Source organism: Pseudobacteriovorax antillogorgiicola (assembly GCF_900177345.1).
Taxonomy (GTDB): Bacteria; Bdellovibrionota_B; Oligoflexia; order Oligoflexales; family Oligoflexaceae; genus Pseudobacteriovorax; species Pseudobacteriovorax antillogorgiicola.
Genome location: NZ_FWZT01000006.1, coordinates 257207 through 270570, shown reverse-complemented (window position 1 = coordinate 270570; position 13364 = coordinate 257207). Strand labels below are relative to the sequence as shown.

Genomic DNA, 13364 nt, shown 5'->3' with positions numbered 1-13364 from the left:
AAACAGTTGTTGAGCAAACTTTGACTGGTTAGCCAGCAATTAGAAAATGGATCGCTTCCCTTATAAATAAAGCAATTATACGAATCATTCTCAGATGTCATTACTGAAGTAGATATTTTTCTGGACTGAACTGACGATTGTGAAATAGATAAATACCAGCAACAAAGACCTTGCATTTGAACATCATTGTTATAGGCTAAGCCAACTAAAACTGGCTCACAGTTATGAGAACAACTGTTGCGCTTCTATCATCCAAAGGAAAATATCAGTGAGAAAATTACTTGTCGCTTGCCTCACATTTATGTCGGGTTTTGCGTCTGCAAACGCAGAGTTAATTGAAAATCCTAGCTTTGACCTTGGTCTTGAAAATTGGTCTACAAATAATGGAGGTGTAAAAGATCAGGGGTACTTTGAGGCCTATATTCAAGAAAGTGGAGACGCATGGGAGGGCAATCTCAGCTACGGTCTGCCAATCGAGGATAAAAAGTATAAGCTTCGCTTTCGGGCAAAGTCGGATCGAAGCCGTGATCTCTTGGCTGGAATCGGTATGTTTCACAGTCCTTGGACAGCAGAGCTGGAAACTGTGAGATTGGGACAAGAGTGGACTCGATTCGAATTGACTCTTCAAAGCAACTTTGGGGCTGATGATGAAAGTCGGGTGATCTTTGATTTCGGTCACCAAAAGGGTTTGGTACAAATTGATGACGTAAGCCTCACCATACTTGACTCAAGTGCAAACCCACATCCGGTGATATCCTACGGCCCATACCAAACTACGCGGCAAGTCTATGCACCTCTAAACTTGGATTATCAAGACTTGGTGACGAACCCAATCATCGAAATGTCGGGCACTAGTTACACCAGTGTCACAAACTTTGCTGACTACCACATGTTCAACAATGCTATGTATCGAAGTGCACAAATCGATATGTCTTCGTTTGGTCTTGGCAATGACAAGATTTATCCAGCACGGGTTGAGGCAGCACCCCTGACAGGTGTTTTTTATAAACCAGAGTCATTGGAAAGGCCCGCTCCCCTTGCTATATTTCTCCATGGCAACCACTCACCTCAGGAAAGATCAGGACCAGGGTATGAACCTTACTGTGAAAGCCTAGCGAGTCACGGTTTTATCGCTGTTACTGTAGATATGAATTTTATGAATGAAGGCTCAAATAACGAAGCGAGAGCCATTTTGCTATTGGAGCACCTGAAGCAGTTCAAAATCTGGAATGATGATCCGCAACATGAATTATATCAGAAGATAGATATGAATCAGGTGATGGTTGTCGGACATTCGAGGGGAGGGCGAGCTGCAGCTCTGGCACCAGTATTCAATCAGTATAGCCTAAAAGGGCAAAGCCAAGCTTATTTTGCTACCAGTGATAGCAGCTCTATTGCCATCGATGGCTCTGTGGTGAATGGGTTTGGTCCATGGGATTTCAAGATTAAAACAGTGGTGGCTTTAGCACCCACGACCAATATTTCGCCAGTCTCGCAAGATGGGACAAGAACTCCCGACTATGACTTCGCTGTTCCGGCTAACTACTTTCATGTCAACGGTGGGCGAGATGGTGATGTAGGGCGCACTAGCGGTTACAAAACCTATTATAATGCGAACCCAATAGAAGATTTAAGCACCACGAGCCCGTCGCCATATGAAAAAGGGTTACTCTATGTTCGTCATGGCAATCACAATGGCTTTAACTCGGTTTGGGCTGAGCATCCGGAGTACTCTCTAAGCTGTAGCCGTTACATCTTATGCTACGACTCTAGAAAAACATTGTGCAAAGACGATCAGCTAGCCATTGCTAGGGCATATATCCAAGCGGTAGCCCTTGGATCTCATCTAGGCGATGAATCTATTACACAAGTTCTTAAAGATAAAAACAGCCTTCAGCAGATTCTACCTCGCAATGTGCTGCAAGGCGATTGTGAAACGCCCCTCGGCTCTCTTAAGCTGACCCAGGCTTATCATGGGAAAGACAGATTGTTTATTCAACATTTTGAAGGTGGGGATAATGAATCAGTGTTCGTTGAAAATGATCTAGGTATAACGGGACATAGCACTTATACAGGAAGCTGCGAGTCTTCTTTTGAGGAGATCGTAAGTGGAAGAGGCCTGAAGTTAAGCTGCCCTGAAGGGGCGAGTGAGTCTGTTTATAGCCTATATTTCGATGAATCGATCCCAAGATTTGATTCTAGAGGTGAAAGGCTAGATATTCTATCTTTCGATTTCCGCCATCTGGCCCGCAAGGCTGATGTTCATATCAAAGTCCGTATCGTGGATGATCAGCAGAACGCTCATGAACTCAGTACCCGTGATCTCTTTTCTGAAGGCCATTGGCAAGCACCCACTGATTACCTCGTTTTCTTTGGTGGCTATAACCCCTGGTCAATAGTCTTAGAGCAAACTGTCCGTGTGCCCTTTGATCGCTTCAGCTCACACATCGATACCAATGGCATTCAGCAAATCGACTTGGTTCTGCCTGGTAACCTAAGAAATCTTTTAGGAGAGCCGATCGATATTAGCTATATCTTGGATAACATCTATTTGACTAGATAAATAGTAGGATTGCATCAGAGGATAATTTAGTTTCCTCTGATGTTAATCGCTTATATATAAATGCCTAGTCCAAAGCGGAAACCTACATCGTCTTCCTTGCCCACATCAACTTGATCGCGGTTACCATCATACCAATTGGTTTCTTCATGATTCCATCGACGAGTCATGCTTATTTCTGGCTGAAAGGAAACAAACTTATTAAGAAAAATTTCGTATCCTAGACCAAGAGAGATCTGATCGGACTTAGTTTCGTAGAAGGAGTTGTCCGCAGTGGACTTATTCTTTGATGCAGTAGCGGAGATATAAGGGGTTTGCTCCGCAGTTTGAATATCGTTGAGAGTCCACTTTGCTATAAGACCTAAACTAGCCGAGGTGTTTCCCGATCCTTCGACGGGGCGAGACCTTGAAATTCCCGCGGTAAAACCATAGTGAAAATGGTTTTGGAGCTTGAGCAAGCTCGAATAGATGGAGATGGACTCGCTAGCATAGGTATAGTCCTCATTCTTTCCCCAATCCTTACCAATAGACCCTGAAAACTGGAGAGCGAACTCTCTTTCTTGATGTTGTTCTTGAGTGCCGTTTTGGCTGAGGCAAGTTGATCCTATCAGTAGTCCAAGAAGCGCAAGTTTTTTCATTTCTATTCCTTTAATAAGAAAAAAACATATGATTTACCTGTCTCTCTAGGAGGATAGGAAAGCACAAGAAGTATAGGAGTAAACAAGCGCATAAATATTGCTTAACGAGCATTGTCAAGATACTCAGCCAACCTCACCTGCCCCATATCAATTTTTTCCCACTTTTATCGCAACGAGCGACTTCCTTGTAGCAGCAGCTTGCGGACTGCCCCCGCAGCCATATCTTTCTAATGCCTTACTCAGAAAATGGCATTCGCAATCATATCAAGAAGCTTTTCACTCACGATTTTGAGGATCAAAAGACTTCGTGCTTGAGATAAAGCTGAGCCATTCCATTTGGTGGTGCTATACATTCAATTCCTTGGAAAAACTGATTGTTTTTCTCCAGCTATCTGTTAGTATCCATGCGTTTTTGACATAAATATAAGAACGGATGATGTATGGTGAAGAGTCTTTCCATCTCTCAGGTGAAAAACGATGTATTATCAGGGATTACAGTGGCATTGGCCCTCGTTCCTGAAGCTGTCGCGTTTTCATTCGTCGCGGGAGTGGAGCCCTTAGTGGGGCTTTATGCAGCGTTTATGGTTGGGTTGATAACAGCGGTTCTGGGACGCCCCGGAATGATCTCAGGGGCAACTGGTGCTATGGCTGTGGTCATGGTGGCTCTAGTGGCAAGTCATGGGGCTGAGTATTTGTTTGCTGCTGTGGTCCTTACGGGGGTTCTCCAGATCGGGGCAGGAGCTCTTAAATTAGGGAAGTTTATCCGTATTGTACCCCATCCCGTGATGCTTGGTTTTGTGAATGGTTTGGCCATCGTTATTTTTCTAGCCCAATTGGGCCAATTCAAGGTGCCCACTGCTGATGGAGGCACACAGTGGATGGCTGGGCAGGAGCTTTATGTAATGGCGGGCCTGATCCTTCTAACCATGAGTATTATCCATTTCTTACCAAAGCTCACCAAAGCTGTACCGTCTTCGCTAGTAGCAATCGTGACAGTGAGTTTTGTTGCCATAGGGTTGAGCCTAGACTCCCGAACTGTGGGTGATGTGGCTTCTATTGCAGGTAGCTTGCCAGCCTTTCATATTCCTTCGGTACCTTTTACTATGGAAACTTTAGAAATCATTTTTCCATATTCCCTCGTTCTGGCGGGTGTGGGTCTGATCGAATCCTTGCTTACTCTGAGCGTCATCGATGAGATGACTGAAACGAAGGGACGACCCAACCAAGAGTGTTTGGCTCAAGGTGTTGCCAACCTTACCAACGGCTTTTTTGGAGCCATGGGTGGTTGCGCTATGATCGGTCAGAGTATGATCAATATCAGTTCAGGTGGTCGAGGTCGCTTGTCGGGGATTACTGCTGCGTTATCACTGTTGGCAATCATTCTTTTTGGTTCGAGTCTGATTGAGAAAATTCCACTAGCTGCCCTGACCGGTGTTATGTTTATGGTTGTGATTGGAACATTTGAATGGTCGAGCCTCCGGATACTCCATAGGGTTCCAAAGGCCGACGCTTTTGTGATTATTTTGGTTTCTGCGGTGACCGTATTTACGGATCTCGCGGTAGCGGTGATAGTAGGTGTTATTGTATCTGCATTAGCTTTTGCATGGAAACATGCAAAACATATGACGGCCAATACGGAGCTTGAAGAGGGGCGTAAGACTTATCGACTCCAAGGCTCTCTATTTTTTGGCTCTACAACCGACTTCATGAGCATATTTGATGTTGCGAATGATCCTGAACAGGTTATTGTAGACTTTGCACATGCAAAGGTGGTGGATCATTCCGGGCTCGAAGCAATCGATAGCTTGACCGAGAAGTATCGCAAGAATGGTAAGGTTTTGCACATCATTAACCTAAGTGATGACTGCGAAAAGATATTTCTCAAGGCGGGCAATATGGTGGCTATTAACAAGCTCGACCCCATCACTTAGTAAGGTCATTCTTTTCTCTGATAGGAAGGGCTGCTCAGGAGAGCAGCCCTCTTTTTTTAGCGACAGCGTCTCCAGGAAATTCCCCAAACCTGGCGAATCTGACCGTCGATTGAATCTGTCCCCATAACAGCTTCTGAGTATGGGAAGTCGTACTTGTTAGTGTTTCGAACGCTGATAGCAGTGTTAACGTTTAGAGCACGCTCAACACCACATGGTGACCAAACCAAAGACTCGATACCAACATTTTCGCGGAAGTGGTAGTCCTCATAGATTGGACCGTTGAGTCTTTCACGGAATCGGCCAGTGAAGCCACTACCCTGGAAGTAGTAAGACGTGTTGTGCTCAGCCATCATACCTTCGTCTGCGAAAAGGAATCCACGGTAGTCGAAAGAACCGATGGAGAACTGCCATCCTTGGGGAACTTGGAGGGTAAGGGTTAGTTGGCAGTTTTTACGACCATCGCTGAGGCGGAAGTCTGGGCCAGCTTCAGCAATGTACTCAGCAAACGTTAGCGTAAAGGCTTGCTTGTCGCTTGAGATGTTCTGAGAAACAGTTCCCAAAGGACATCCGCTGCCGTTGTATTGAATGCTTTTTACTTTGACGTCGCCGGCGGGGGCAAATGCCGATGCTGATCCAGCGAGTGAAACAGTTCCGAGACTTGCAGAGATTGCTAGGGCTTTCAAGTTTAACATAAGAAATCCTTTCTCAATGTTGAATGGTAGGTAACTGCTGAGGTAGGAGCAGGACTTGTGCCAAGACACCAGCTGTTGAGGAAAACTAAAAAATTGGCTTACAGGATGAACACCAATAGGTTCTGGAAAAAGCGTTCGTTAAGCCGAAGTCTTAGTGAACATCGATTTGCAAAGATATTGGAAGATAAGGTTAGATACTGCTGAGTTTGAGGATCGTAAATCTCAGTCAAACTCAGCAGAACAACAGGCTGCTAAAAGAAAACGTCACAGATCTTACTTGTGACTGTCATCTTCCTACAAAAGCGATTTTTGTTCTATACAAGATCGACAAAACTTTCTCCTTTGGCGGAGAGCCTTGAGCCGATTCTGGAATCGTCCACCTCCCCCAATGCGGTGAGTAAGTTATCGCCCAGGCCATTCAAGTCTGGAAACCTTAGGGGCCACTTGAAAAATGGAAACTTTAGCTCTCATATCGAGTGTTTGGTATCAGTGGTTTGAGATACGTGTCTTTTTCTTCGATGATACTGGAGGCCGAGTTGATACCAGCAGGCACACCCAGTAAGCGGCTGCAGCTGACAGACCAATGACCAATATTGAGCTGCTCTCCGAGATCAGGGATCGAAGCTCCATGACCCCAAGAACCTTTGTATGTTTGGCGAGAGTCGTGTCTCAAGTTGCCAACGATATATGGCCCTTGAATATCGCCGCTGAAGATCGCTACAGATTTTCCTTGCCAGCCATGGTCAGAACCTGAGCCATCTGCCTTAGGACTTCGATTAAACTCACCTCCCATTTCAATGATTGTTCCGCGGAAAAGTCCTTCTTCCTTGAGTCTGTCTGTGAATTCTAAAAGGCAGCTTGCGAAGGCTCGATTGTAGAAGGAGTTGATCAGCAGCACAGGCATTTGGCCCGAGTTGTGCTCATCAAAACCCATGGATGCTTTGCCGCTAAAGCGTTCCAGCCCGAGATTGATCGTATAGCAAAGGCCTCGGGTCAAAAGGTATTCGGCGAGAGCAAAAGAATGTACCAATGATGGTGCTGTCACTGAGGAATCAAACAAAGTCCTTAGGTCTGAATTTTGCACAATACTCGATCCTTTCTGGTAACGTTTGTCTCTCTGAGCGATTGGAACACCAATAGGCGCATCGCTCAAGCCCGGTAGCTCGTGACTAGGATCAATGGCTCGCCAAACTAAATTGTTGTATTTTTGCACGAGGCCTTGCCACGCCTGATCAAGATCGCTAAATCCACGTTCCATCAGTTCATGAGCCTTAGCTTTATCCGCGATCAATGCTTGAATCGATGGGTTGTCTACTTGTTGTAGGTTGTTCATGCTTTCCCGTGCCGCTTTGAGGGCTACACCCAGCTCTTGGCGGTAATTCAGCAAACTTCCTTTTACATGGCTATTGAATGGATTGAGTATTTTGCTAAGCAGATTTCCGCTGCCAGTCAGTTTAAGGCTTGATTTACCTCGAAGGGAGCGAAATTGATAGTTTTGGACGTTATAGTGCAAAGCGTTTAGCGCTGTTTCTTGGCCGTCTGCTGCCATGGCTGGGATAGAGCTTGGAGCGCCATTAGCCTGGAAGTGCAGTTTTTGACTTGCTCCGTGACCAGGATTTCCGGTGCTTATACCTTGGATTACCATCATTGATGCTGCTAAATCAGTCATTGGCCGGTAGCCCCCACTGGTATGAGGCAATGGCAGGCTCCATAGATGTGGGAAGTTTATACCTTGATGGACAAAGGTGTGGTACTCAGTGTCAACATATCTTTGGCCATCGGATACAAAGCGAGTGGCAACCATAGAATTGGCAATTAAATTTCCACGATCATAAGGTGTGATGAAAAGGTCAAATGTCCAGCGTGATGGAGCACCAGCCTGGTGAAATCCAACATAGCGACGTGCTTGTTGTTGGTTGCTCTGACCAAGTAGGATACTTGAAAAAACCTGGGATAGAGGCAGACTCATAGGACCAAGGGCAGCTGCCTGCCGTAAGAATTTTCGGCGATTGATAGTCATATTATAGCTCCTGGAATAGAGGTAGTTTAACGATGTCCTTCAATAGGAGGCGAAGGTCTTGGTGTTTCTTGAGATCTCTCGCCAGGCGCATGAGCTGCTGAAAGCGCAGTGTTGAATTTTGATTCTTGACAACAGAAAATCGATAGCCTGTCATATACTCTAAATAGCGAGAGCTGGTGCAAAGATAGGGGTCGAGTCGGCTGGCGAGAGCTTTTCCTAGGCTTTGCAAATCTTCAAGAGGTTCGTCCACAAGAGTGCCTTGAAAATCACGATACAGCAGCCTACCGCGAGGAGTTTGCTGGTAGTAACTGCGATCTGCTTTGGCGCTCCAGCTGTATATTTGTTTTTTAGTGGGAGGATCTATATGAATAAAATAGCCTCCATATTCAGGTTCAGTACCGTTACTGGCTAGCTGCTTGGGACGCACCCCTCGCAGAACCGCTGCCATTTGATCCATGCTTGCGTGGCAAGTGGTGCAGCCAGCACTAGTGCGGAAAGGTGTTTCCGAGTCTGCAACAACGAACTGTTTGACGTCAGCACTGTCAAGCAAGGGCAGCTCGCGACACAGTAGGTCTGAGATCACTGCCTTAGCCCACTTGCGGGGCATTGCGACTGCGCCATCAGCACGAAACGATGCTGTTTCTAGAAGGTTCTTGAGTATATAGATGGGATCACCTATCAAACCTGATCCATAGTGCTTGAAGACGGCAATGCGTCCTTCGCTAACTTTGTTATTACTTCGATTATTAAAACTATAGGTCCAGGGGCTTTGCGAGGGAAAGCGGATGCCTTCGATCCTTCCCGTAGGAGCAAAGATTGTTTGTTCGCCGAATATAAAGTCATATTTACCAAGCTTACCGTTTAGGCTTGTTTCAGCTGGATCCTCACTGCGTCTGGTTTGAATCGATCTCACCCCTTTTAGAATGACATCGGCGCGTACACCTGGAGTAAACAAAGCATAGGTATAGTGAGCTGCCGGGCCCGAGAGATCTAATAGCTCTGAGTTAGCCTGGTTTTGTCTGCCATTTCCCAAGTTGGGCAAGGTCTTATTGATAAACCAGTCTTCATGAAGCTTTTGAAATGTGAATAGAATTTTAGATGCTAGGGCGTCTGGGTTTTGTATCTCACCGTTCTCATCCAGTTTCAAGTAGTCTATGAGTGCCGTGCAGCCTTCTAGAGCGGTTATAGCCCCTCTTCTAATAGCTAGATAGCGAGAGTCGTTCTGAGGCATCTGACTTGATGTGATGAGTTGATAGCACCTTTGATAGAGTTGGTTACCCAAAGCGAGGTTTGGGCGGGTTAGGTATAGAAAGGCAGCGATTATGTAGAAGCGTTTCATCTTGATAACTCCTATTCATAGTATTTCAAAATAAGGTGATTGACAGATAATCAGCAGCGGAAAGCGCCAGCGATCAAGAGCGATAGCACTCCGTCGATAGGCGGCGTTTGAAAGGCTTATGAGTGCTTCAACAGAGCCTTGAGGGAGAGGGCGGTCTTTATTGAGAAGCAGAGACGCTTTGGTCATTGACGTTTGAGTGACGGTAGCACTAGGGTTGATGCCGGCAAGGCCTAAAAAGTATGTCACGGCTTCATCTCGGTCTAACACCTCTTCGCAGGCTTTAAATATTAAACCCTGACGAACCACTTGGGATTGCGCGCTCATGGTTGCCTCAATTACAGGTACACCACAGTTTTCCAGCTCCCGAGGCAAGCAAGAACCGCCAAGCTGGGCTCCTTGGTGGCTAATATTTCGACGAATAACAGCCTTAACCGGTGATCCTTTTGGCAAATCTGGTTGAAACCAGGTTTTAAGCTGGGATGCGAAGATAAATCGATTGGCGAGACGGATATTTTTAGATTTTAGAGGATCTGCCTTTGTTGATAGAGCCATGGCTATGGCCGATATTTTTTCATCGCTTAGCTGGGAAAGGTCGTCTCTCAGAGCCATTACAGGGATATTAGCGATAGCCCATTGAATCTGCTCTGGGCTTCGATCCTTTTTGAGCGTTGCTGTAAAGCTTCCATGGCATAAAGCGCAGTGTCTCTGATATAGTAGCTCTCCATCCATCAACGTAAATTGTTCATCATGAGAGTTCGTATCAGCCGCCCGCGCAGCTTGAAAATCATGGGCCCACAGAGCCAAAAGCATTGACCCCGTAATCCACTTCAATCGAATCATGGATTGTCTCCTTCATTGTTTGAATGTTGGAGACACGCTAAAGGATCATAAAAAGCTGGCCAATAAGCTAAAATAAGTCATCACTAATGCTGAGTTTGAAAAAAGTGACAGTTTTACTGCGAGGGTTCTGTTGTCAATAACCGAATACAAAGAATACAAGTCATGTCTAAACGCCTCAGCTAGTTCAATAAAATCGAATTATCTGTCATTAAAAAACTCTTTGGTCTACAATCTTTGCCGCTTTAGTTGAATGAGTCGAGATTTCTCTTCTGTTAGATTCTGTTAGTCATCGCTTGGAATTGTCATGAGCGCCTTGCTCAGTGCATCTCTGCGGTTTTCACACATGTGCGTACCGGGGATGATTTCGAATACACCTAGCCGTTCTAAGCTTCGCTTAGCCTGAGACTGAGGCTTCACGACAAACACAAGACGTTCCGACTCGACAGAATCCTTGATGAAATTTTCGATAGCCAACGAGACTGTTGTATCTATGAGCGGCACATCGTGTAAATCCAGAACTATAGCTTTTTGATCCTGAATCGCATTCTGTTCCCGAGCTATCGCCTTGGAAACACCGAACATCATGGGTCCGCTAAGATAAATTAACACCACCCGCCCCTCTGCAGAATCAAGAAGGGCCTTCTCTTCAGAAGTCAGGGGCACATCATCACTCGCATCGCCGATAGAAACTATATGCTTAGTTTGAAGTTCACTAAGCCTTTGAATCGTGAGTACGTCAATCATAGACCCACGACCTTAAGGTTTCCGACACCAGTCAGCGGGGTTCTTTCCTCATTTCTTATCTTACTATGGTGCTTTGAATATATGCAGATGACATGGCATGATATCTTAGACATTTTTTTCGTTTTCAACGTGATACGGTGGGTGTCAATTGAGTTGCGAAAGAAGAAAGAAGATCAATGATTGACTTAAATATTGAAACAGGCAATCACAGGCTGAATATTCGGTCTGCTGCTATAGTAACAGTTGGTAATCAGTTGCTTTTAAACAAGCAGAAGGCTGAAAATCACTGGTATCTTCCTGGTGGGAGAGTAAAAGCAGGTGAAAGCTCGAAAGACGCGCTTTCGCGAGAGCTATTTGAAGAACTAGGTCTTCGCCTTGAAATTGGTGATTTTCTTTTTGTGTGCGAAAATTTCTTTTCAATTGGTAGCCAGCCAGTTCACGAGATTGGCTTTTATTTCAAAGTTGATTTACAAGAGGACATTGCCGAGAAAGCGCTGAGCTTTTCAGACGACAAAACAATCTTTCAATGGCATGAGATTTCTAGACTTTCAAATATTGCAGTTAAGCCGGAGTTTCTAAAATCAATTCTATCGAACAGTAATCAGAACCTAAAAAGCTATTATTGCGTGCTCTAGCATTTTCTAGTGGATTACGATTGCAGCCAACTGGAAAAATCCCTACGGCTAACCATTCGTGAGAGAGGGGTGTGTACCGCAATGTAGCGGCACACACGGATAAGCAAACAGCTATAGGATCCCATCATCCTTAGCATTGAAATACTGAGTCACGGCTGTATCGATCATAAACTCGCCATTCTTGAGACCTCCTCGACAGGTGCCATCAGACTCACCAGGTTTTTTACCCCATATGAAAGCTTCAACACCGTCTAAACCAGTGTCGAAGCGAGGGCTTTTACCTAGGGCTCGCTCAGGAGGGTTGCACCAGCTTTCGCCCGAACCATCCCCATAAACACCGCGCCCATTGCGGCTTGTGTCGATCAAAAAAGGTTTGTTATCCAACTGCGCTGCGATGGCTTTCCCAAACGTGTAGTTTTTTTCAGTCGAAACGTAGTTTGATATATTTAGCGCAAAGCCATCAGCCTCGGCGATGTTGGCTTTTTTGAGAAGGGGAACAACAGTTTCTACAGCCAGCCAGTTGCCGTGGGATGCATCGAGATAGGTTTTGATGTTACGATGCTCCTTAAGGAGGGCAACAGCACTGGCGATGGCTGCCGTTGCGTTCTCAAGACCGCTTTTGCAACGGGTTTCGGCTGAGAGAGCTAGGGCATCTGGTTCCAATATGAGCATTGCTTGAGATCCAGCGAGACCATCGATGACCTGCTGAATTACGCCGAGGTATTCGTCCAGCCCTGTAACCCCACCGCTAGAGTACTGACCACAATCTCGCCCCGGAACATCGTAGATAATAAAACCTAGCATCTTGCCTTGGGACAGCTTGCGATATTCCGTAACTTTGTCTTGAATCCCTTTGGGACCGGGAATCCAGTTGCTCGATAACCACACGAAGGTGCCTTGCTCCGCGATGAATTTAAGGGCTTCTTTCTTGCGCTCATCGGAACTACTTTTTACAGATTCGTAGGCAGTTAAAGCCTGTGAGAATGGATCAACAAAGAAACTAGATGTGATTTCTTGATCCGGTTTTTCCTTAGGCTCGTCATCAAACTCAATGTCCAAGTCGATAGATGCATCATCAGGCTCGCCAACATCGATGGAGCTGCCATCGGCCCGACAAACTTTGACGGAGATCGCATTGGTTCCGGGGCGCAGGGTATGAAGCTCGCTCTGATCTTGAACTTTTTCGCTACACAAGTTGCTGCTATAGCTAATGACATTGTTTTCAACTAGGTCTAGTTCAATTCGATAAGGGCCTGGTGCGAACGTATCATCGAGGTTCTGTCCCTTGCGAAGATTGAACGTTTGCTGACTCTGGCTTTCCAGGGACTGGACAGCCAGTTTTAGTGTCATCGATTCGGTAAGCTTATCTTGATTGATGGAAATAGTTGCTAGGTTGGAGGCGGGTACACCGCTACCATCTTTGCGGCCACAATGCGCCAGCGCCAGCGGCAATAGTAAAGCAATCAATGGTTTCTTCATCGTTCTACCTCAGGTCAGTTAAGTTAAATGCAACGGGGATAGTCGATCGATCTCAAGAGCCCCATGGCTATTAAGATAGAAAGACTTACAGGCTATTCACCAGTCATGGCGTCGATGAGCAGTTCTGCGAATTGCTGGTCGGTTCGGTTTGCGGACTTATTGGAAAGTTTCATTTTAGTTTCGACTCCAGCTCGCAACAATCATCTCTACAACAGCTCAGCTATCGCCATAATGGCTTGGTAGCCTAGGGCAACATAGTGCCATTGAAGCGGTGTGTCTACGACTTTTACGGGGTATATAAACGTAATAGCTAAACGAATATAACTAATTGGCTTTTTTTGTTGATAGTGGGGGCTCGTGGACTCTCTTTTGGCTGGCCTTTGGGTGCAAGCTTCTGTGAAGAAGACGTAGAAGCGGTGATCGCATTGATCGAATCATATCTTGAATCTTGTTCCGTCCATGATCTCAAGGCGGATGAGATCTTTC

The 13364-nt window shown here is 45.7% G+C and carries 10 protein-coding genes; 3 read left to right on the top strand and 7 right to left on the bottom strand.

The window, feature by feature from the left end; genetic code table 11:
- The first annotated feature begins 268 nt into the window (after positions 1–268).
- The gene (locus tag B9N89_RS10395; protein WP_132317721.1) at positions 269–2563 is read left to right on the top strand and encodes an alpha/beta hydrolase; all 2295 of its coding nucleotides are present in this window, start codon (positions 269–271) and stop codon (positions 2561–2563) included.
- 50 nt (positions 2564–2613) lie between these two features.
- Here the strand turns inward: B9N89_RS10395 and B9N89_RS10390 are convergent, their stop codons facing one another.
- Positions 2614–3198 (bottom strand): hypothetical protein, encoded by a 585-nt coding sequence (locus tag B9N89_RS10390; RefSeq protein WP_132317723.1) that lies wholly within the window; start codon positions 3196–3198, stop codon positions 2614–2616.
- Positions 3199–3638: 440 nt separating this feature from the next.
- On the opposite strand from B9N89_RS10390, the gene B9N89_RS10385 reads away from it, so the two are divergent.
- Positions 3639–5129, top strand: coding sequence for a SulP family inorganic anion transporter (locus B9N89_RS10385; RefSeq protein WP_132317725.1), 1491 nt, complete (start codon positions 3639–3641; stop codon positions 5127–5129).
- A gap of 56 nt (positions 5130–5185) precedes the next feature.
- On the opposite strand, the gene B9N89_RS10380 is transcribed toward B9N89_RS10385, so the two are convergent.
- The 5 genes from B9N89_RS10380 to B9N89_RS10360 all read right to left on the bottom strand — a co-directional run bounded on the left by B9N89_RS10380 (position 5186) and on the right by B9N89_RS10360 (position 10764).
- Positions 5186–5821 (bottom strand): DUF4360 domain-containing protein, encoded by a 636-nt coding sequence (locus B9N89_RS10380; RefSeq protein ID WP_132317727.1) that lies wholly within the window; start codon positions 5819–5821, stop codon positions 5186–5188.
- Between the two features lie 460 nt (positions 5822–6281).
- The gene (locus tag B9N89_RS10375) at positions 6282–7841 is read right to left on the bottom strand and encodes a DUF1501 domain-containing protein (protein ID WP_132317729.1); all 1560 of its coding nucleotides are present in this window, start codon (positions 7839–7841) and stop codon (positions 6282–6284) included.
- 1 nt (position 7842) lies between these two features.
- Entirely contained in the window at positions 7843–9180 is a 1338-nt protein-coding gene (locus B9N89_RS10370) for a hypothetical protein (protein ID WP_132317731.1), read from the bottom strand.
- Between the two features lie 15 nt (positions 9181–9195).
- Positions 9196–10020 (bottom strand): c-type cytochrome, encoded by an 825-nt coding sequence (locus B9N89_RS10365; protein ID WP_132317733.1) that lies wholly within the window; start codon positions 10018–10020, stop codon positions 9196–9198.
- 282 nt (positions 10021–10302) lie between these two features.
- Positions 10303–10764 (bottom strand): STAS domain-containing protein, encoded by a 462-nt coding sequence (locus B9N89_RS10360; RefSeq protein ID WP_132317735.1) that lies wholly within the window; start codon positions 10762–10764, stop codon positions 10303–10305.
- Positions 10765–10940: 176 nt separating this feature from the next.
- Here B9N89_RS10360 and B9N89_RS10355 point away from each other — a divergent pair, with 176 nt between their 5' ends.
- Entirely contained in the window at positions 10941–11399 is a 459-nt protein-coding gene (locus tag B9N89_RS10355; protein ID WP_132317737.1) for an NUDIX hydrolase, read from the top strand.
- Positions 11400–11510: 111 nt separating this feature from the next.
- Here B9N89_RS10355 and B9N89_RS10350 read toward each other — a convergent pair whose 3' ends face one another.
- Positions 11511–12878 (bottom strand): glycoside hydrolase family 6 protein, encoded by a 1368-nt coding sequence (locus B9N89_RS10350; RefSeq protein ID WP_132317739.1) that lies wholly within the window; start codon positions 12876–12878, stop codon positions 11511–11513.
- Positions 12879–13364 lie beyond the last annotated feature (486 nt).